The 19,449-nt window shown below is 60.5% G+C and carries 18 protein-coding genes and 3 pseudogenes; 2 read left to right on the forward strand and 19 right to left on the reverse strand.

Going from position 1 to position 19,449, the window contains the following annotated elements; genetic code table 11:
• Positions 1-150: 150 nt before the first annotated feature.
• The 12 genes and pseudogenes from fecE to AACY36_RS27930 form a co-directional block, all read right to left on the reverse strand.
• Positions 151-942 (reverse strand): Fe(3+) dicitrate ABC transporter ATP-binding protein FecE, encoded by a 792-nt coding sequence (gene fecE / locus AACY36_RS27875; RefSeq protein WP_339437173.1) that lies wholly within the window; start codon positions 940-942, stop codon positions 151-153.
• A 4-nt stretch (positions 943-946) separates the two neighbouring features.
• Positions 947-1,915, reverse strand: coding sequence for an iron chelate uptake ABC transporter family permease subunit (locus AACY36_RS27880; protein WP_339420982.1), 969 nt, complete (start codon positions 1,913-1,915; stop codon positions 947-949).
• Entirely contained in the window at positions 1,912-2,901 is a 990-nt protein-coding gene (fecC, locus tag AACY36_RS27885; RefSeq protein ID WP_339497762.1) for an iron-dicitrate ABC transporter permease FecC, read from the reverse strand. The genes AACY36_RS27880 and fecC overlap by 4 nt, the downstream gene beginning before the upstream one ends.
• A gap of 2 nt (positions 2,902-2,903) precedes the next feature.
• Complete coding sequence (locus AACY36_RS27890; protein ID WP_370468056.1) at positions 2,904-3,818, reverse strand: Fe(3+) dicitrate ABC transporter substrate-binding protein FecB; 915 nt, start codon at positions 3,816-3,818, stop codon at positions 2,904-2,906.
• A 172-nt stretch (positions 3,819-3,990) separates the two neighbouring features.
• Entirely contained in the window at positions 3,991-6,381 is a 2,391-nt protein-coding gene (locus tag AACY36_RS27895; RefSeq protein ID WP_339427892.1) for a TonB-dependent receptor, read from the reverse strand.
• Between the two features lie 83 nt (positions 6,382-6,464).
• Positions 6,465-8,075 carry a gamma-glutamyltransferase family protein gene (locus tag AACY36_RS27900; protein WP_339497763.1) on the reverse strand — a complete coding sequence of 537 codons (1,611 nt, stop codon included), beginning with the start codon at positions 8,073-8,075 and terminating at the stop codon, positions 6,465-6,467.
• 17 nt (positions 8,076-8,092) lie between these two features.
• Positions 8,093-8,233, reverse strand: a complete 141-nt coding sequence (locus AACY36_RS27905) for a hypothetical protein (protein ID WP_339420992.1) — start codon at positions 8,231-8,233, stop codon at positions 8,093-8,095.
• A pseudogene (locus AACY36_RS27910) lies at positions 8,232-8,585 on the reverse strand (spermidine/putrescine ABC transporter substrate-binding protein PotF); the annotation flags it as partial. The gene AACY36_RS27905 and the pseudogene AACY36_RS27910, both read right to left, overlap by 2 nt.
• A 20-nt stretch (positions 8,586-8,605) precedes the next feature.
• Positions 8,606-9,385: an amino acid ABC transporter ATP-binding protein gene (locus tag AACY36_RS27915; RefSeq protein ID WP_339420994.1), complete on the reverse strand. Its 780-nt coding sequence runs from the start codon at positions 9,383-9,385 to the stop codon at positions 8,606-8,608.
• A gap of 2 nt (positions 9,386-9,387) precedes the next feature.
• Entirely contained in the window at positions 9,388-10,164 is a 777-nt protein-coding gene (locus tag AACY36_RS27920) for an amino acid ABC transporter permease (protein WP_339420996.1), read from the reverse strand.
• A gap of 11 nt (positions 10,165-10,175) precedes the next feature.
• Entirely contained in the window at positions 10,176-10,982 is an 807-nt protein-coding gene (locus tag AACY36_RS27925; protein WP_339420998.1) for an ABC transporter substrate-binding protein, read from the reverse strand.
• A gap of 71 nt (positions 10,983-11,053) precedes the next feature.
• Positions 11,054-11,722, reverse strand: coding sequence for a GntR family transcriptional regulator (locus AACY36_RS27930; protein WP_339421000.1), 669 nt, complete (start codon positions 11,720-11,722; stop codon positions 11,054-11,056).
• Positions 11,723-11,936: 214 nt separating this feature from the next.
• Here AACY36_RS27930 and AACY36_RS27935 point away from each other — a divergent pair.
• Together AACY36_RS27935 and AACY36_RS27940 are read left to right on the forward strand one after the other, a co-directional pair.
• A pseudogene (locus AACY36_RS27935) lies at positions 11,937-12,053 on the forward strand (BamA/TamA family outer membrane protein); the annotation flags it as partial.
• 69 nt (positions 12,054-12,122) lie between these two features.
• Complete coding sequence (locus tag AACY36_RS27940) at positions 12,123-12,974, forward strand: lipopolysaccharide biosynthesis protein (protein ID WP_339421002.1); 852 nt, start codon at positions 12,123-12,125, stop codon at positions 12,972-12,974.
• 184 nt (positions 12,975-13,158) lie between these two features.
• Here the strand turns inward: AACY36_RS27940 and AACY36_RS27945 are convergent, their stop codons facing one another.
• The 7 genes and pseudogenes from AACY36_RS27945 to AACY36_RS27975 all read right to left on the reverse strand — a co-directional run.
• Positions 13,159-13,770, reverse strand: coding sequence for a tail assembly protein (locus AACY36_RS27945; protein WP_339421004.1), 612 nt, complete (start codon positions 13,768-13,770; stop codon positions 13,159-13,161).
• A 61-nt stretch (positions 13,771-13,831) separates the two neighbouring features.
• The gene (locus AACY36_RS27950; RefSeq protein ID WP_339421006.1) at positions 13,832-14,122 is read right to left on the reverse strand and encodes a hypothetical protein; all 291 of its coding nucleotides are present in this window, start codon (positions 14,120-14,122) and stop codon (positions 13,832-13,834) included.
• 38 nt (positions 14,123-14,160) lie between these two features.
• A pseudogene (locus tag AACY36_RS27955) lies at positions 14,161-14,411 on the reverse strand (NlpC/P60 family protein); the annotation flags it as partial.
• A 361-nt stretch (positions 14,412-14,772) separates the two neighbouring features.
• Entirely contained in the window at positions 14,773-15,036 is a 264-nt protein-coding gene (locus tag AACY36_RS27960) for a PAAR domain-containing protein (RefSeq protein ID WP_339421008.1), read from the reverse strand.
• Positions 15,037-15,039: 3 nt separating this feature from the next.
• Positions 15,040-16,323, reverse strand: a complete 1,284-nt coding sequence (locus tag AACY36_RS27965) for an SEL1-like repeat protein (RefSeq protein ID WP_339427893.1) — start codon at positions 16,321-16,323, stop codon at positions 15,040-15,042.
• Positions 16,323-18,227: a phospholipase D-like domain-containing protein gene (locus AACY36_RS27970; protein ID WP_339421013.1), complete on the reverse strand. Its 1,905-nt coding sequence runs from the start codon at positions 18,225-18,227 to the stop codon at positions 16,323-16,325. Before AACY36_RS27970 ends, AACY36_RS27965 begins: the two co-directional genes overlap by 1 nt.
• Positions 18,224-19,449, reverse strand: a 1,226-nt coding sequence (locus tag AACY36_RS27975) for a DUF2345 domain-containing protein (protein ID WP_339421015.1), incomplete at its 5' end; no start/stop codon positions are given. The genes AACY36_RS27970 and AACY36_RS27975, both read right to left, overlap by 4 nt.

Consider the following 19,449-nt stretch of genomic DNA (forward strand, 5'->3'; position numbering starts at 1 on the left):
TGCAGGCCACTCTCCCACTCGGGTGCTGACACACCAGTGCTGGCTACGGCCTTTGCCCCGCACGCGTTCTATAACCTTACGATGAACCAGTTTGATGCGCGACAGCGCTACGTCGAAGATGTAGTGGCGCCTCCCACATGTCTGACCGAGTCAGGCTTGGGGGCGGGTGCTTTTTTTGACCAAGCACATCGGTGTGCCGGCCACCGGCTCCCGCATGATCTGCACCTGCACATCAAACACCTGCCGCATCAGCTCAGCACTGATCACCGCCCCCGGCGCGCCGTCGGCCACCAGCTTGCCGCGGTGCATCACCGCCAGGTGGTCGGCATAACGGCAAGCCTGGTTGATATCGTGCAGCACGGTAATCACCGTCTTCCCTTCCGCGGCCAGTTCGCCCATCAGGTCGAGCAGTTCGACCTGGTGGCTGATGTCGAGGTAGGTCGTGGGCTCATCCAGCAACACCACCGGCGAGTTCTGCGCCAACACCATCGCAAGCCAGGCACGTTGGCGTTGGCCGCCGGACAAATCGGCCAGGGCGCGGTCGGCCAGGCTGTCCAGTTCCAGACGCTGCATGGCCTGGGTCACATGGGATTGATCGCTACCACTCAAACGCCCCCAAAGCGAGTTATGCGGACTGCGCCCATAAGCGACCAACTGACGCACGCTGACGCCCTCCGGCACCGGCAACACCTGCGGCAGAAACGCAATCTGTCGCGCTAATTGGCGTGCGGACAGGCTGGCATAGGCTTGGCCATCCAACGTCAGTTCGCCCTGGGTCGGCTTGAGGATGCGCGCAAACGCCTTGAGCAAGGTGGACTTGCCGCAGCCGTTCGGCCCGATCAGCGCAGTGACCTTTGCGGCGGGTGGCATGAATGACAACCCTTGCACGATGCGTGTCGCGCCGTAGCCAATATCGAGTTGATGTGCTTGAAGAATACTCATGTCATCAGCCCTTGAACCGTGCCAGCAACCAAAGAAAATACGGCGCGCCAATCACCGCCGTGAGTACCCCGGCAGGGATTTCGCTGGGCGCGATCAACGTGCGCCCCAACGTGTCAGCCAACACCAGTAACAGTGCACCGATCAGCATCGACGCCGGCAGCAGGCGCTGGTGATGCCCACCCACCAACCGCCGCGCCATATGCGGTGCAACCAATCCGATAAAGCCAATCGGCCCTATAACGCCTACGCCCAGGCTGGTCAGCAGTACTGCGCAGGCCATCGCCATCCAGCGCGTACGACTCAACGCAGTGCCCAGGCTGTGGGCCGCCTCATCGCCGAGGGCGATCAGGTTCAGCGGTTTGGCCAGGCATAGGCCCAGCGGGATCAACACCAGGAACGGCAGCACCAGCGCCACATGGTGCCAATTGCGGCTCCACAAACTGCCGGTGAGCGCGAGCAACGCGGTGTTGATATCCAGTGGGTGGGACAGGATCAGAAACTCGGTGACGCTGGACAAGGTCACTGCAATCGCCACCCCGGACAACGCAAAGCGCACCCCGGAAAAACTCACCCCGGTGTTGTACAGCGCCAGCAACAGCGCGCCACCCGCTCCGCCCAAACAGGCCACCAGCGGCAGCCAGGCAATCGGCAAATGCGGCCAACTGATGATCGCCACGGTCAGCGCCAGCCCTGCGCCCTGGGTCACGCCGAGAATTTCCGGCGAAGCCAGCGGGTTGCGGATCACGCCCTGCACAATCGCCCCGGCCAGGCCGAAGGCTGAACCTGCGAAGATCGCGATCAGGCTGCGTGGCAGGCGGTGGTTCCATACTTCGAAGTCGAGTGCATCGTGGGCCAGCAGGCGGTCCAGCACGGTGTCGAGCGTGAGCCACAGGGTGCCGGCGCTGAGGCTGACCAAGGTTGCCAGCAGCAACAAGCCGAGCAGCAACCATAGGCGCAATCGTGGCCGGATCATAAGGCGCGCCTGCCAAGAAAGAGAAAGAACGGTGCGCCGATCAACGCGGTGACCACGCCAGCCGGCGTCTCCACCGGGAAGGCCACTGCGCGACTGAGCAGGTCAGCCCCCAGCACGATCACCGCACCCAACGCTGCGCTCAGCGGGATCAGCCAGCGGTAGTCATTACCGAGGAACTGGCGAAGAATATTCGGCGCGATCAACCCGACAAAACCGATCGGCCCCACGGCGCAGACACTCGCCCCCACCAGCAACAGGCTGGCGATAAACACCTGCAAACGCAGGCTGGCGATGCCCACACCCAACGAGCGTGCGGCGTCTTCGCCGAGGTTGATCAGGTTCAGGCGCGGTGCACACCAGAGCGCCCACAGCCCGCCAATCAAGGTGCACGGCCAGAGCAACTGCACTTGCGCGGCGCCGACATTGGCCAGGGACCCGGCCAGCCAGTTGAGCACGCTTTGCGCCTGGGCCTCGACCAGAATTACCGTGAGCCGGGTCAGTGCCGCGCACAATGCCGCTACCGCAACGCCGGCCAAGACCAGGCGGCCCTGGGCCGTGGTCGGCGACCAGGCGCCGCCAAGGCTGAATACCGTGATCCAGGCCAACGCGCCGCCCAGACAGGTCATCAACAATGCACCACCGGCAAACGGCGGTGCGACCAGGCCGGTGGTAAACAGGGCCAAGCCCAACGCCGCGCCCGCTGTCACACCAAACAAGGACGGCGAGGCCAGACGGTTGCGCGTAATGCCTTGCATCAGCGCGCCGGCCAGGCCCAGGCAGGCACCGACCAACGCGGCACACACGGCACGCGGCACGCGCAACTGGGCGACGATATAAGCCATGTTGCCGCCTACGCGGCCTTGATGGACCAGCCCATTCCAGGCGTCCGCCGCCGTGAGCGTGAACGGCGACGCACTGTACAGCGAGAGCCAGAACAACAACGCGCCCAGCCCTACAATGCCTGTCGCCGCAAAACTGCGTTGCACGCTTACTGGCTCAACACGGCTTTGCCGCCTTTAAGAATCGCCAACGCATCTTCGGCGATCTGCTCCGAGGCCAGCACGCCACGGTTGCGCGCCCAGCTGTCGCCATCGACTTCGGCTACCTGCTTGTTACGCACGGCGCTGAGCACTTGCCACAACGGCTGCTTGCTCCAGCTGTCGACGATGCTGGGGCGACGGTAATGGCCTACCAGCAACCAGCCCGGGTCGAGGGCGAGCAGTTGCTCCAGGCTGACAAATTCGGTGGGCGCAGCGTTGGCGCGTACCGATGGGACTTTCAGGCCGATGGCCTGTAACACGCTGCCCGCGTAGGAGTCGGGGCCGTGCACGGAGAAGCTGTCTTCACGGGCGACGCCGAACAGCACGCTGGCGCCAGCGGGAATCTGTTGCGCGATGGCGTTGAGGTTTTCACGGTTCTTCTGGATACGCGCTTCCATCTGCGCGCTCTTGCCCAGCGCCTTGCCGATCAGCTCGGCAGATTTAAGGCTGCCTTGGTAATCCTCACCACGCGAGGGCAGCAACAGCGTCGGCGCGATGCTCGCCAAGTCGCTGTACAACGCCTGGTGGCGATTGAGGTCTGCAACGATCAGGTCGGGCTTGAGCCGGGCGATTTCCTCGATGCTCGGCTGCGAGCGCAGGCCTACGGACTTCCACTCACCGATAGCCTGGCGCACACGGGGCAACACGCGGTTGGCGTCACCATCATCGGCGGCGCCAACGGGCGTTACGTCAACGGCAGCCAAACTGTCGAGAAAGGAAAACTCCAGCACCACCACACGCTTGGGCGCATCCGGCAGATGCACCGCGTGCTGGCCGTCATTGAGGTCGATCGGGGCGGCGCTCAGCAGGTTTGAAGAGAACGCCAAGAGGCAGGCGGCAAAGGTGGGGATGGAGCGCAACATTCGCATGACAAGGACCTCGGCGTTGGAACACCCCAGCTAGACCTGTTGGGGAAAACGGCGGGTACTATTCCATATTGGGGCGGCGCGATCAAAACACATTCTCATTAACACCGACAATCACGTGTGGGAGCAGGCAAGCCGGCCTCCCACACTTTTGATCGGTGTACGGCCGTTAGAAGTCGACGGTGGCTGACAGCAAGTAGGTACGCGGTGTCGACAAGGTCAACCCCGGCTCGCTGTCGTCTGACGCCCCGGCCGAGCTCCAGTAGCGTTTATCGGCGACGTTCTCCACATTCGCGCGCAAGGTGATGTGCTTGTCATCCACGTTGAACCCATACCGCGCGCCGACGTCGACGCGGTTCCACGCATCGATTTCCTTGACGTTGGACTGGTCCAGGTACTGCGAGCTGGAATAAATGCCACGGCTGGTCAACGTCAGGCCTTCAAGGCCCGGCACATCCCATTCGGCGCCCAGGTTAACGTTGTATTTAGGCGTCGCCGGGGCGCGGTTGCCGTCCCAGGCGCCGTTGGTGGTGTCCTTCAGTTCGCTGTCGATGTACATCACCCCGCCCAGCAGGCGCACGCCCTTGAGCGGCTCGCCGAATACACTCAGCTCCACACCGGAGTTCTGACGCTTGCCGTTGGGGCCGAACAACCGCGAGGTCGCGTTGGTTTCATAGGCCGGCTGCTTGATGCGGAACACAGCGGCGGTCACGGCAAAGGCGCCGGCGTCGTATTTGGCGCCCACTTCCACCTGACGGCTGATGAAGGGCGGGAAGATTTCATCCTCGTTGCTCGAGGTCGACGGCGCGATCTTGCCTTGGCTCAAGCCTTCCATGTAGTTGGCGTACAGCGACAGCTTGTCGGTGGCCTTGAACAGGAGGCCACCGGACGGCGAGACCTTTTCTTCGTCATAGCCAGTTTTGCCTTTGATGCCGTCGCTCCAGTCATCCACCTTGACGCGCTGCCAACGCGCGCCGAGGGTCAGCAGCAGGCGGTCGTCGAAGAACCCCAGGGTGTCGGACAAGGCCACGCCGCTGAATTTGTTTTCGGTGTAGACCTTGGCGTCCTGACGTATCGCCGTGGACGGCGCCGGCGTTTGCACCGGGTTGTAGAGGTTACTCGTCGCCGTCCCGTAGCGGGTGCCGCCGTTGGTGAAGTCCATGTCGAAGTAGCTGGCCGCTAGGTTGACCTCATGGCTCACCGGCCCGGTATGGAACCAGTTGCGCACGCCAGCGGTGTAGGTGCGCACGTTTTCATCGCGGGTGAAATACCGCGGCTGCACAGTGAACGCGCCAGCCGCATTGGTGACGGACACCGCATGACGTAGAAAGTCGTGGTTGCTTTTACGCGCGCCCACGCCGCCATACAGCATCATGTTATCGCTGAGGTCGTACTCAGCGTTGACCGTGCCGAAGGTGTCGTTGGTGCTGGCCTTGCTCCAGGATTGCGCGTAGTTGCGGCGCACATCGTTGGCGCTGGGCACCGGCGCTGCGGCCGCCACCTGCACGCGCTCTTGCGGTGCATCGGTATCGCGTTCGGTGTGGCCGATATCGGTGGAAAGGCGCAGGCGCTCGCCGCGAAAGTCCAGGCCCAACACAGCCATTTCGCGGTCGACGCGCTGGTGGTCCCACTCGGTGTCGCCGGACTGCTTCACGCCGTTGAAGCGGATGCCGAACATGTTGTCCTCACCGAAGCGTCGCCCCACATCCACCGCGCCGCCAGCCTGGCTGTCGGAGGTCCAGTTGCCGGTAAACGAGTTGATGTCCTTGTCGGTGGCGCGCTTGGGCACTACGTTGATCCCGCCACCGACGCTGCCGCGCGGTGAGATGCCGTTGATCAACTGGGTGGGGCCTTTGAAGATGTCGACGCGGTCGGCCATTTCCATGTCGATGGTGTAGGTCGGCAGTACACCATAGAGACCGTTGTACGACACATCGCTGTTGAACAGGCTGAAACCGCGAATGGTGAACTGCTCATAACGCCCACCGGCCGGGTTGGTGGCGCGCACTGACGGGTCGCTGGCGATCAGGTCGCCCAAGGTGCGCGCCTGCTGGTTTTTCACCGCGTCAGCGGTGTAGGTGGTCATGCTGAACGGGGTTTCCATAAAATCCCGCGTGCCCAGCAAACCCTGCGAGCCACGGCGCGCCACTTGCCCGCCGGCGTAAGTGTCGCCGTCATACAGGCCGGTGGTGCCAAGGATTGAGGTCGGCGCCAGTTCCAGGCGGCTGCCATCCGGCGCCGGCACCAACATGTAGGCCTGTGCCCCCATGGGTTGCAGTTGCAGGCCGGAGCCTTGCAGCAAGCGGGCGAAGCCCTCCTCCACGGCGTACTCACCGGACAAACCACTGCTGGTACGACCGCTGACCAGGGCCGGGTCTACCGACAGGTTGACGCCTGCCAACCCGGCAAACCGGGTGAGTGCCGCGCTCAGGCTGCCGGCCGGCACCTGGTAGCTGCGGCGGGCGGCAGTGTCTTCGGCATAGCTGACGGCAGCGAATAACGGGCTGGCGCTGAGGCTCAGCAACAGGCTCAGTTTCAGCAAGGGGCGGACTACGGGCATTGGCGGAAGCTCTCGATATTGTTCACTTGCCTTGAATGACAGGCGAGATGAAAAAAAGGGACAAGCTCCGCCAATTTTTTCGCTTACCACACTGCGATCGTTGAATCCGCCCTGGGCTCGGTGCCGCCGCACAATACACCACTGACCGGATCGCGCAGGATGATCTGCCCGCGCCCGAAGTCAGTGAGGTCGCTGGCGATTTGTACCTGATGCCCACGCCGCGCCAGGGCGTTGGCCAGGTCGCGGGAGACGCCCTGCTCAATGCCGACTTTCATGTCGCCCAGCCATTGCCAGCGCGGCGCGTCCAAGGCCGCTTGCGGGTTGAGGCCGAAGTCCACCAGGTTCATCACCATCTGCACATGGCCCTGGGGCTGCATATAGCCGCCCATCACGCCGAACGGGCCCAGCGCCTGGCCGTCCTTGGTCAGGAAGCCGGGAATGATGGTGTGGAAGGTTTTCTTGCCCGGCGCCAGGCAGTTGGCATGGGCCGGGTCGAGGCTGAATTCCTGACCACGGTTCTGCAGGGCGATGCCGCTGTCGGGCAGCACCACACCGGAGCCAAAGCCGTGGTAATTGCTCTGGATGAAGGAGACCATATTGCCTTCGGCGTCCGCCGTGGCCAGGTAGACCGTGCCACTGGCGTGGGGGTCTCCTGGCTTCGGTGGCTGAGCTTGTTCACCGATCTGGCTACGGCGACGGGTGCTGTAGTCATCGCTGAGCAGATCGGCGACGGCCACGCGCATGTGCAGTGGGTCGGTGATGTAGTGCAGGCCGTCGCTGTAGGCAAGTTTCATCGCCTCCAACTGGCGGTGCCAGGTTTGCTGACTGTCGCGGTGATCGAAGCTGAAGCCTTCGAGGATGTTCAGCGCCATCAGCGCCACAAGGCCCTGGCCGCTGGGTGGAATTTCCCAGACATCCACGCCCCGGTAGTTGATGTGGATCGGCTCCACCCACTGGGCGCGGTAGTCCTTGAGGTCGCTGGCGCGCAGGTAACCGCCGCTGGCGCGGGAGTGGGCGTCCAGGCGTTCGGCCAGGGCGCCGCGATACAGGCTTTCGCAGCGAGTGGCGGCAAGCTCTTCCAAGGTGCGGGCCTGCGCCGGGTTGCGGAAAATCTCCCCAGCCCGTGGTGCGCGGCCGTCGATCAGGAAAGTGTCGAACCAGGCCGCCAGCACTGGGTCGCGATGAGGCGTGAACTCATCCAACGCAATCTGCCATTGATGAGCAACCACCGGCGACAGCGGGAAACCGTCGCGCGCCAGGCTGATCGCTGGTTGCAGCAACTCGGCAAACGGTAACTTGCCGAAGCGTTGCGACAGCTCGGCCCAAGCCGATGGGCAGCCCGGTACGGTGACTGGGGTCCACCCGTACAGCGGCATTTGATCGTGCCCCGCCGCCTTGACCGTCTCGATACTCAGGGCCGCCGGCGCATGGCCGTTGCCGTTCAGGCCGTGCAACTGGCCTTTGCACCAGACCAGGGCAAACGCATCGCCGCCCAGGCCGCAGCCAGTGGGCTCGACCACCGTCAACGCGGCCGCCGTGGCGATGGCGGCATCAATAGCGTTGCCGCCATTTTGCATGATCTCGATGCCGGCCTGGGCGGCCAGGGGCTGGGACGCCGCGACCATGCCACGCTTGGCAAACACGCTCTGGCGTTGCGAGGGATAGGGATACTCGTGCGCAGAAAATTTCAACATGGCAAAGGCTCTTCAATTCATTGGCCGGACTTGATGCGGTTCCATTCCCGGGTCATCAGGCGCTGGATATTTTCCGGCAGGTCGGCGGAGACAAAGGTGTGGTTGATTACGTCGTCACCGGGGTAGATGCCCGGGTTACCGCTGACTTTCGGGTCCATCAGCGGCGTCCAGGCGTTGCATCAGGCGTGGGTCGAGGTGCTTCCAGTTATCCAGCACGTTGCGTTGCAACGGTTGGTAGGCGCCGGCACGAATCTGCTTGGACAGGAACTGGCTGGACGGCACCACCAGGTCGTAACCCGAATGCCCGGAAAGCAACTTGGCTTCAAGCATTTCATTGGTGTCGAAGATGTCGTATTGCACCTTGATGCCGCTGTCTTTCTCGAAGTTCTTCAAGGTGTCAGGGCCGATGTAGTCGGACCAATTGTAGACCTTGACCACAGGCGTGGCAGCCTGGCTCATCGGCACAACGGCGGCGCAGCACAGCACCGCAAACAAACTTGATACACGCATGACGGATTTCCTTGGAAAGGTCATAACACGCGGCTGAGAAAGGCCCGGGTACGGGGGTGGCTGGGGTGGCTGAAAATCTGTTCCGGCGGCCCTTGTTCGATGAGTTCGCCCTGGTCGAGCACCACAACGCGGTCCGCCACTTCACGGGCAAAGCCCATTTCATGGGTGACCACCACCATGGTCATGCCCTCCTCGGCGAGCGCCTTCATCACCTGCAGCACTTCGCCGACGGTTTCAGGGTCGAGGGCGCTGGTGGGTTCGTCAAACAACATGGCCTGGGGTTTCATCGCCAGGGCACGGGCAATGGCCACCCGTTGCTGCTGGCCGCCGGAGAGCATCGACGGGTAATGGTTGGCCTTGTCCGCCAGGCCCACGCGCGCCAGTAATCCATGAGCCTGCTCCAACGCTTCGGCGCGTGGCGTGCCGAGCACCTGGATCGGCGCTTCGATGATGTTTTCCAGCGCAGTCATATGAGGGAACAGGTTGAAACGCTGGAACACCATGCCGATGTCGCGGCGCTGGCGGGCGATATTGCGCTCCGAATCGCGCACGAGGCTGCCGTCGTTGCGTTCGCGGTAGCCCATGGCGCGGCCGTTGACGCGAATACGCCCGCCCTGGATGTCTTCGAGCAGGTTGATGCAGCGGATAAAGGTGGTCTTGCCGGAGCCGGAGGCGCCGATCAGCACCACCACTTCGCCGCGTCGTACTTGCAGGGAAATGCCCTTGAGGATCTGCAGCGTGCCAAACGACTTGTGGATATCCAGCGCTTCGATGATCAGTTCTTCACTTTGGTGCGCCATGGTTAGCGTCCCCTCAGCAATTTAAGGGTGTTGCGCCCGAACATGCGACTGGCCGCCGGCGGCGGCGCGGAAGGCCGATCGAACTGGCCGAAACGCGCCTCCAGCCAGCGCTGGAAAAAGCCCCACAGCGTGGTGAGCATCAGGAAGTAGATCGCCACCACCAGGTACAGCTCGAACACGCGGAACGTTGCCGAGGTGACCATTTGGGTGCTGAGCAGCAACTCCTGCACACCGATCACGCTGACCAGGGTGGTGTTCTTGAGCATCACGTTGAACTCGTTGCCCAGCGGCGGCACGATCACCCGGAACGCCTGGGGCAGCACGATGCGCCGCATCAGCTTGGCGAAACCCATGCCGAGTGAACGTCCGGCCTCGTACTGGCCCTTGTCCACCGCGCCGATGCCGGCACGAATGATCTCGGCCATGTACGCACCTTCATTCAGGCCCAACGCAATAATCGCCGCCTGGATGTTGCCGGGGACAACCAGGCCAAACAGATCGATATCCTCAAAGCGGAAAATCCCGCCCGCCGCCAGCGCCGTGTACAGGAACACAATCTGCACCAGCAACGGCGTGCCGCGCATCAGCCACACATAAAAACGCACCGGCAGGTGCAGCAGCGGGTTCTTTGACAAGCGCAACAGCGCCGCCGCCAGCCCCAGTGCGCAGCCCAGCAACATCGCCGACACGGCGATCAGGCACGTCAGCCACAGCCCGGTGAGGTACACCCCGCTGGGCTGCAACAGGTACTGCCAGAACACATCCCAATTGAAGTTCATTGCGGGAAACCTCAGTCGAGAGCGTCGCTGCTGACATGCCATTTATTCAGCAGCGCGACGTAGCTGCCATCGCTGCGCATGTCGCTGATCACCTGCTGCACGGCGGCGGTCAGTTGCGGGTCGTCCTTGCGCATGCCCAAGCCGGTGAGGATGCGGCTGAACGCCGGCACGCCTTCCTGGAACAGGTCCGGGGCCATCGCGGCGTAGTAGCCGGCGGTTTCCACGGTGGTGCCGTAGGCGTCGACCTGGCTGATGCGCAGGGCCTGGAACGCATCGGTGTCGGTGTTGTAGACCACCAGTTTCATCGGTGGCTTGCCGGCCTTGGCCAGGTTGTCGTTTTGCGTGTCCAGCAGGGTCTTGATGGTAGAACCGTTGAGTACGGCAACCTTGTGCCCGGACAGATCATCGAGGGTCTTGATGCCTTTGGGATTACCCTTGGGCACTACTATCGATTGGCTGGAATACATGTAGTTGACGATGTCGATCACTTGGCGGCGTTCGGGCTTGTCGAACAACTGGTCGACAATCATGTCGCACTGCTGGGCGAGCAGCGCCGGTACCAGCCCGGAGAATGGGATGACCCGCCACTGCACCTTTTTATCGCCCAGGCGCTTGGCGATCTCAAGGCCGAGGTCGACCGTGAGCCCACGCGGTTTCTGCGCTTCATCGAAGGACACCAGGGGCGGTGAATCCATCCCCGAGCAGTAGGTGAGTTTGTCGACCGTTAATAGGCGATCCGGCACCTGCGGTGCAGCGCAGGCCCATTGAGTACAGAGACCGAGGGAGACAGCCACCAGCAAGGCGCGGCGTTTATGCATGACCAGACACTCCAGTTCGTGGGTACAACGGGGGGCAGGACTCAACAACGTCAAAACACAGCAGGTCTTTGTTATTTTTCGGTTTGCAGGAACTGGATCAGCGCCGGCACCGTGCCTTCGATGTGCTCGCGCACCACGGCTTCGGCGCGGGCGGCGTCACCGGCGCGAATCGCATTGAGGATCACCGCATGTTCCTGGCGTGCGCTGAGGGGTTTTTCGCCGTGTTGCAGCCACAGACGCATGGGCGCTTCCACCAGCGAATAGAGCGCCGATATCTGCTTCAACAGGCGCGGCCGACCGCTGAGGCTGCACAGGTATTCGTGGAAGGCGCGGTGGCGGCTGACCCACGCGGCGCTTTCGTCGCGGTAGTCGTCCATCTCATCGAGCATGCGCTCCAGCGCCGCCAACTGACGCTCGCCGATGCGACCCACCGCGACGCGCACCGCCAGGCCTTCGAGGGCACTGCGCATTTCGAAGACCTCGTGTAATTCATCGATATCCAGTCCGCTGACGATGGCGCCACGGTTCGGCCGCAACGTCACCAGGCCCTGTGCATCCAGGCGGCGGAAGGCTTCACGTACCGGCATGCGGCTCATACCGATCTCGCTGGCGATGTCTTCGGCGATCAGCCGGTCACCTTTGCGATAGCGACCACCACAAATAGCATCGAGCAGGAAGTTGTAGGCCTCCTCCTCTGCGGTGAGGGGCTGACGGTCAACATAAGCGGGGGCAAATTGCATCGGCAGCACCTTTTGAATTTTTGTATCCAATTATCCACGAATACAAAAAAGCAGAATATGTGCCAACTTTGCCGAGATGAGCCAAGTGATTGATTCAGGTTGAATAGATTGCAAATATCGAAGGATAAGCGGAGGGCTTGCGTAGGAGATTGCTACGAAATGGCTCATGAACGCCCCATCAGTGGGCACAAGTAACACGTACGGTTGGGTGTGGGGGGGGACGTGGTACAGCCCGCTTGGGCCGTTGAGTGTGAACCTGGCGTATCCGATTCGTACGCCTGAGAACGCGCAGAAGCAGGTGTTTCAGTTCTCCATGGGGCAGACGTTTTAAAGGGAACTCAGTAGCCGTCATCGGGTCGGCTGATATACGTAATTACCTTTAGCCGCAAGGTAGGGCCCGATGAAACAGACGTCCCTCGTCAATGCGAAGCCTGTGGGCACTATCAAGCAGGCTTTGTACATGCCAGATTCAGCGCGACAGCGTCCAAACAAACGTTGCCTGACTACGCAGGATTTCGGCTCTTGTCGGCACATTGAAACAGGTGCCGTTTTCATCATCGCTTCAGGCGCATCGGCAAAGTCGTTTCCTCTCGAGAAATTTGCGCACGTGCCGATGATCACGATGAATGGCGCTATCTCCATGTTTCAGGACACCGACGTCAAACCGTATTTTTATGCCTGCACGGATAGAAGCTTTTCCGAACAGCAGCCGGAATTATTCAAACACGCCATGGCGATCAGCCAGAGGGTCGCGCTTTGGGAAGACCACGCGCGATCGTCGCGTGCTCGCCCAGCCGGACGTCTGTATCCGCTGACCAAAGCTAAAAGACCTTCTTGGCTGGATTCTATGCTGGGTAGACGCCGCACGTTGGTCGTCAATCATCCCTTGCTGCCCCATCGCAAAAGACTGCTGGGATTCAGCAAAGACATGAGCCAGGGCTTCTTTGACGCAAGAACCGTGGCCTATCTGGCGATACAGTTGGCCTTCCACGTCGGATTCAGCAAGGTTTTTCTCGTCGGGGTGGATCTGGACGAAAACGCTGGAAGGTTTTACGAGACCCAGGAATCGAAAAACTCTCCCTGCGGACTCGACCAACACTACTTCACGCGCATACTGCCGTCGCTCGAGTTGATGTCCAAAAAGGTCATGGGCGAGGACTTCATGGTTTATAACCTCTCTGACATTTCAAGAATTCCGGACAGTGTGGTCCCGCAGGTCACGCTTGCAGAGGTTGAGACGATGCTCGGGTAGCAAGCATCGTATTTTATCGCCAGTGACCCACCGACTGTTCTGGCTCGCAGGCGCAACGGAGTACGCAACGGTCACCGTGAGCCACCCTTGGCTCCATAGACGTCGATTTTGCGTGCTGCGCCCATGCTTTTTTCCAGGCAATAAAAAACCGCCTCTCGGGCGGTTTCGGTTCTGCAGGTGGTGATTACATTCGGTCTTCGGCGTATATCTCGGCGCTGATAATCGCACCGCCCCACCGGCGCTCGCCAATGCCGAGCGGTACCGGGTTACCGGAGGCCGTGGTGTTCTTGGCGCTGCCGAAGGCGTAGCCGGGTGTGTTCTCTGGCGCCGCGCTGGTCTTGAGGCCGCCGGCTTGGGGGCTGAGCATTTGAATCACGCCGCCCAGCACCATCGATCCACCCATCATGATCAGCGCGGAACCGAAGGGGGCACCGGCGCCGAACGTGCCGCCTGTTATGACAAGGCCGACAACAATCAGCACAGCGCCGATGATGGTTTGCAGCGCCCCGCCGCGTTTACTGCCGGTGATGATCGGGGCAATTCGAATATCGCCGCCGCCCGCAAACCCAAGTTCCTTTTCTGCCAGGTTCGTCTTTCCTCGGAATACGGCGAACTCAATCCCCCGAGACTTGGCGTTCGATAGGAAGCGTTCAAATCCGGGGATCTGCACACACAGCGCCTTGATCGCCTCTGCTGGTGAATTCACAGCCATGCGGAAGGACCGGCCAAACTGTCGAAGTTGACCGTAAAGCAAGATCGTGGTCATGGGCTGATAATTGATGGCGAGCGCTGCCATTGACTTTTCTCCGGACAATGAAAAAGCCCGCCGAAGCGAGCCTTTGATGAAGTGGTGCTGACTATAGGCAACCTTGCAGTGCAGCCAATCGCTTATTCGCAATCCAGTTTCCGACCACCACGTAATACTTCGCTTCGGCCCCCGAGCCTTTAGGCTGGATGTCAACGAAGTACTGGGATCCCTCGGTGAACACGGTGTAACCCGTATCGCGGCCAGGCTGAAGAGTTGCCCCAGGCGTACCGCCGAAGATCGACTGGTTCTGCCATTCGTACTGGACGCATTTAGCGAGCGTGGCGTCCGTTTTTTTGGAAGTGAGAACCTTGTAAGGGCCAGATTGGCGAGCCTCGTTCATGGTTGGCGCCATACACCCAGCCAGCATCACCACCGCTATAGGTGGTGCAGCAGGAATGGGCCAGGGCCGAAGGTACCTGACTCTTCGCTGGGCAACGCTGTGTCAGTACCCAGGTAAATCCCGGCGTGGTTCGGGTGTACTGTCCGCCCCACATGCATAACAATCATGTCACCGCGCTGCGGCCCGTCGACCCGCACAAAGCCAGCCGCCTCGCAGTGCTGTTCTCAGCGCTTTCCCACCAGCCATAGACGCGCTGGAAGGCTTCGGACTCCAAACCCCATTCGCGCTGGCAGAAGCGGACGTTGCGCAAAGCATCGATAAATCCACAGCGGCCAGGGATCGACAAGCTGGAGCAAGTCGCAAGGCAACTGACAGCGCAGTAGCGTAATTGCATGGACTTGACCGCTCAATTGCATTGCTACTGACCACCCAATTGCATTGCCGCTGACCAGTAATTTGCATTCGCACTGACCACTCAATTGCATTCGACTTGACCAGGTGCTGAGTGAACCGACTACTTTTCATTTCAACGATTTGCTCTTAGATAAAGAAAAACCGGCCATAAGGCCGGTTCTCATTTTCACTTGAATAAATCTACAATTTCTTCTCGAGGGGTAAGGCCGGAAGTTTATCCAGTCAAACCAACATGGCTAGTTTGCACCTGCTTCTGGCAGTGACGAAATCAAGGCGCAACCGCAAGCACAGCGATGCCCGTAAAACGCAACCGGAATACCCTTATCGCGAAACACCGGGTGCCCCTCGGCAATCACTGTCCGACCATGCCCGGGAATCGGGCAATCCACGGGGTCGCCCTGTCGAGCAACACCAATGCCCCTGAAAACCATGACCGCGGAACCCGATAGAACAGTGCCGCCGCCCGTTGTTTTGTCGCCGATACGAATGATGCCTTTCATGCCTTACCCCAACAGCCGCCATTCAATGTTTTCCTCGCTGACTGTGATGATGTCGGGGAGCAAAAAACGGGGCTCGTGACTCTGAACCTTCAGGGTGGGCATGATCTCGTTCTTCTCGAAACGGCGGATGACGCCATCGCTGAACCTCGAGTAAGCATCGCGACTCAGGCGAGCAGCCTGCCAGTAGCCTGCCTGCGGACAAGCCTGGCCGCTGGAGCAGGTCGGTTCGGGGTAGCTGGCTTTGATGAACGCTGGCGAATCGGGTGTTGCTCTGCCGGTCGCTGGCTCAAGGAGCTTGGCCTTGGCCAACTGATGGATCAGCGCTTCGCTGGGCTTTTTCGGCGGGACATTGGCCAGCCGGGCTTCCAGCCATTGCAGTTTGCCGTCCCAGGCGGGTAGCTTGGCCGGGGGCAGGGGGAGGATTTCGTTGATCTCGGGGACCTTCGGGTCCGCGTAGGAGTAGTTCGCAAGCACTCTCCAGATTTTCTCATAACGTTCAGCGCGCTCAGGGTCTTCCTGTTGGCCGAGGTAGTCCGGCTTATTGGTGGAAAGAGGCCCGCGAAATGCGTCTTCAAGACGGCCAGCGGAGCTTTCATTCCCTGCCATCACTCCCATCTGGAAGACCTCAAGCGCATCTTGGTATCGGCCCTCGTTTTTTAGGTCGATACCCAAAGCCACAGCAGCCTTGCCATGGCCCTGTTCAGCCGCACAGCGACGCATCTGACGGGCCACATCCGGCGCGATGTCAATCGGCACCAGTATATCCCCCACCTCGTACTGCGCTTGGGCGCTTCCCTGATCAGCCGCCTTGCGGAAATAACGCAATGACATAGCTGCGTCCTGCTTCAGGCCGGCTGAACCGTTCTTCAGGAAGAGACCGATAAAGTAATATCCCGTCGCCACGTTTACGTCGATCAATTGCTGACTCAGGCGTAGATGGTCCGCGCCCCCGAGCATGAAATGGCCGCGCAGGGCGCCGTTTTGCAGGTTGATATTGGCTTTGTAATGACCATTCTCGGCCGCAATGCGGTACAGCCGCGCGATCTCCAGATCGACCGTCTTGTCCTGCTTCAGCAGGTTGTTTTTTTGCAACCAACGGGCGTACTGGAACAACTCATCGGATTCGGCGGACGGCACAGGGATCTGCTCATGCACGCAGGTAAAGGCCAGCTTGGCTTTGATCTCGGTCAGCGGGTTCACGGAAGTGTCCTGGGTCGGGTGAGTAGGGGCGCTGCCGTTATCGCAGGCGGCCAGCAGCAGGCTGGTGAGCAACAGGAACCGGCGCATCAGTCGAGGTCTTTCACGGTTTTTTCGCCGTAATAAAACTCGACGAGCGGAGCGTCTGGCGTCATTTTTTTCGGTTGGCGATCTTTGTTTTCGTCGATAATCTTTTGCCAAGCCTTGAACGCCTCCTCCGGATCATCTTGCGCCCCCCTCGTGTCCGTATGCAGATCCCACAACCGACGGCGCATCGCTTGGGTCACACTCATCCACTCATGGGCAATATTCAGCTCACTGTCCACCTGCATGCTGCGGGTGTTGATGTTGGCCGAGCCGTGGGTGGTGAACACGTCATTGACGATCATCAGCTTGGAGTGGATGTACACCGGCATCCAGGGCTTGCCGGCCGGCGAATCGGGTGCAACCAGCGAGCACACGTGGATTTTCAGGCCCGGTCGCGGGGACGGGACGAGCGTACTGTTCTCAATCGCCTTGATTTGGTCGTTGAGCACGGCCTGCCGGTACTCATTGTTTCTGGCGGCATCCCGTTGGGCATCCCGGGCTTTATCGCTCATCTCGCCGCCGCCCAGTGCGTCGGTCAGGAGGGTGAACGTGATCAAGGCCCTTTGTTCAAGGAGTTCAGCCAAAGTCGGTGTCTGCGCGTTTGTTTGGGCTTTAGCCTGTTCAATGCGCTGTAACTTAGTGATTGCAGGAATGGTCTCGCCCCGCCCGAGGCTTTCGAGCATACGCTGGGTGTTTACTGCACCTGGGCCTACTCCATCTGGGCTGGCATTGGTGATCACAAACAGATGCAAGTTGCCATGTAAGCCCGGATCCCGCCCTGCGCGGGTCTGATCAGCCGCCGCTTTATTGATGGCCTCGGCCAATGGCGGCCAGCGAAAGTACTGGTTCTCGATGTAAATGAATTGGGTCGCGTTGTTGACGGCTTTCAGGTAGAGCTTTTCGATGTCGCGCTTGTTTTTGTCTTGCGGTTGGGTACGGACGATCTGCGCGATTTGTCGGGTGGTGCCTGGGGTGCATTGCAATTGTGGCCCCACCTGCATGGCCTGACGCGACGCAAGCAGATCCTCACCGGTTTCCTTACGCCAGGCAGTGGCGAAGTTATGGTGCAGGTGCTCCAGAATGGGCCCGCTGACCTGGCTGGAAATATCCTGGCGTGGAGTATCGCCTCGGGGGCCACAATTGGGTGCGGGCTTACTGCCCTCGGAACGGTTCAGCGCCGTGTGCTTATCAGTGTCCCAGTACTCGTCGAGCATGTTATGGCCCATGACAAAGCCGACGGCGCTGTCCGTCTGTTCATAGTCGACCAGGACTGTCTTCTGATGGTGGGTCGCGGCGATGGCCATCGCGCCCAACGTGTAGGGACTGAGCTGCGGGTCGAGGCTTTTATATTTGGCCTGATAGGCAATTTCAGCTCGTTCATACACGCTGAAACCGCGACCGACAAATACCGGCACATTGCGAGCCACTCGCATCGCAGGTGCCAGGTGATCGGCGAACGCACATCGGGAAAACCATTGCCGATCCTCGGCATATTGGTCATCGGTGGAGGGTTGCAGCGCCCTATCTGCGATACGGTACGGGCCTTTGCCGGGCAGGTTGGCTTCGCCCCCTGCCCCAGCAGTATTAAACGGCGCCTCCCAACCCAGCACCCGAACCTCGACCCCTTCCCGGGCTTTGATCATCAGCAACTCACCGATGCTCGGCGCACGGCCGTCACGGATGAAGAACATCGACGGCTGAAAACCCCAGCAGATGATGTCCACGGTCTTAGTGGCTTTCGCGATAGCCAAATGCACGGCCCTGAAGGCTTCTTCGCCATTGATCAGCGGTTGATAGGTAGCCATCGCTGGAGGGTACTCGGTGTTCTGCACGTACCAGGGCGAGGTGCAGGTCACCTGCTGGGTGTGTTGCAGGGCGACAGGGGTAACGATGTCGGGTTCAGTCATGAGGTTTTCCCTTCCTGGTCACTGATTGGGCTCATCACGGCGGCGTACAGGGCCCGGTGATCCGTGTGGGATGTGGGTTGGCTCACCTCGGTGTCGGCTTGTGAGAGATGATTGTGCATGCCGCCATTGGCCAGGTGTGCTTGTTCGGCATTGCGGTAGTCGGTCGGCACCGGGATTTGGTAGTTCACGCCGTTGGCCAACTCCATTCGATACTGTTGGGTCACAACCTCGTGGTCGATCAACACCTGCCCGGTCTTGTCCAACACGCCTTGCTTGAGCACTGCACCGTCGGCGTAGATCGTGTAGGGCATGCCTGCCCAGCCTTGATTAGAGGCATTCGGGGTTTGCGGTACGCTGAACCGCAACATTTGTTTGGACAGGCTCTGTGGATACTCTGGATGCGAGGCCGTCAAGCTGGCCGGGCCGCTGTAGTCAAAATGCGCCGACTTAACGTTGTAGTCCCCCTGGGTACCAGACTCGATGCAGTTCTGATCCAGGGTGATGTAGCTGCCACCGGCATTGAGGGTGATTTTCTTTTTAGCGACGATGCGAATTTCATCTTCAGTGCTGGTAATGCTCAACCCATGGCGGGCCATAACTTCCAGCGTGTCGTTCTGTGCCTGCACACTCACCGGTCCCTGGTTGGCGATCAACTTGATGCCCAGTTTGCGTACAAACAGGCTTAACCCTTGGCCCACACCCATAAACAGTCGTTTGACCACGCTGATATCGGCCTCAGCCCCAGCGTTGATCATCAGGTTGTTTTGCGCCGCCAGTTGCAGATGCTTGCCGCTGGTCAGGGCGACGCCCTGGGGAGCGCTGAGCAACAGCACGGACGAGGTGAGCTGCTCCAGATCTTGCTTGAGTAACGTCAACTGGGCCTGTACGTCCGCCGGATCCGCGTTAGCGGCTTGGGCATCGGTCGACAACCCGCTCAATTGATCGCCGGCCTGTTGTAACCGGCCCAACGCAGCACTCATTTCGAGCATCTGACCTTGGGCTTTAGGCTGTGCGTCGGCACTGATAAACAACCCTTTCCCACCCCGAATTGCCCCCCAACCGTCGGTGCGCAGCTCAAAGCCTTCACCGCGCTTTTGCTTCTGCGCATCGACCAGGTGCCCGAGGTTGAGTTGGCTCTTGCCGCTGTGCTCGGTACTGAGCTTGATGTGCTCCTGCCCGCGCAGGTCTTCCATGCGCAGCTTATTGTTGGCTGGCGTGCGCA

It is taken from the genome of Pseudomonas sp. EA_15y_Pfl1_P101 (assembly GCF_963970835.1).
In the GTDB taxonomy this organism is placed as follows: domain Bacteria; phylum Pseudomonadota; class Gammaproteobacteria; order Pseudomonadales; family Pseudomonadaceae; genus Aquipseudomonas; species Aquipseudomonas tritici.

What these genes read in the sequence shown, in the direction of transcription:
- fecE (WP_339437173.1), bottom strand. Translation starts at nt 942, where the DNA reads ATGAGTATTCTTCAAGCACATCAACTCGATATTGGCTACGGCGCGACA.
- AACY36_RS27880 (WP_339420982.1), bottom strand. Translation starts at nt 1,915, where the DNA reads ATGATCCGGCCACGATTGCGCCTATGGTTGCTGCTCGGCTTGTTGCTG.
- AACY36_RS27890 (WP_370468056.1), bottom strand. Translation starts at nt 3,818, where the DNA reads ATGTTGCGCTCCATCCCCACCTTTGCCGCCTGCCTCTTGGCGTTCTCT.
- AACY36_RS27895 (WP_339427892.1), bottom strand. Translation starts at nt 6,381, where the DNA reads ATGCCCGTAGTCCGCCCCTTGCTGAAACTGAGCCTGTTGCTGAGCCTC.
- AACY36_RS27900 (WP_339497763.1), bottom strand. Translation starts at nt 8,075, where the DNA reads ATGTTGAAATTTTCTGCGCACGAGTATCCCTATCCCTCGCAACGCCAG.
- AACY36_RS27905 (WP_339420992.1), bottom strand. Translation starts at nt 8,233, where the DNA reads ATGGACCCGAAAGTCAGCGGTAACCCGGGCATCTACCCCGGTGACGAC.
- AACY36_RS27915 (WP_339420994.1), bottom strand. Translation starts at nt 9,385, where the DNA reads ATGGCGCACCAAAGTGAAGAACTGATCATCGAAGCGCTGGATATCCAC.
- AACY36_RS27920 (WP_339420996.1), bottom strand. Translation starts at nt 10,164, where the DNA reads ATGAACTTCAATTGGGATGTGTTCTGGCAGTACCTGTTGCAGCCCAGC.
- AACY36_RS27925 (WP_339420998.1), bottom strand. Translation starts at nt 10,982, where the DNA reads ATGCATAAACGCCGCGCCTTGCTGGTGGCTGTCTCCCTCGGTCTCTGT.
- AACY36_RS27930 (WP_339421000.1), bottom strand. Translation starts at nt 11,722, where the DNA reads ATGCAATTTGCCCCCGCTTATGTTGACCGTCAGCCCCTCACCGCAGAG.
- AACY36_RS27940 (WP_339421002.1), top strand. Translation starts at nt 12,123, where the DNA reads ATGAAACAGACGTCCCTCGTCAATGCGAAGCCTGTGGGCACTATCAAG.
- AACY36_RS27945 (WP_339421004.1), bottom strand. Translation starts at nt 13,770, where the DNA reads ATGGCAGCGCTCGCCATCAATTATCAGCCCATGACCACGATCTTGCTT.
- AACY36_RS27950 (WP_339421006.1), bottom strand. Translation starts at nt 14,122, where the DNA reads ATGAACGAGGCTCGCCAATCTGGCCCTTACAAGGTTCTCACTTCCAAA.
- AACY36_RS27960 (WP_339421008.1), bottom strand. Translation starts at nt 15,036, where the DNA reads ATGAAAGGCATCATTCGTATCGGCGACAAAACAACGGGCGGCGGCACT.
- AACY36_RS27965 (WP_339427893.1), bottom strand. Translation starts at nt 16,323, where the DNA reads ATGCGCCGGTTCCTGTTGCTCACCAGCCTGCTGCTGGCCGCCTGCGAT.
- AACY36_RS27970 (WP_339421013.1), bottom strand. Translation starts at nt 18,227, where the DNA reads ATGACTGAACCCGACATCGTTACCCCTGTCGCCCTGCAACACACCCAG.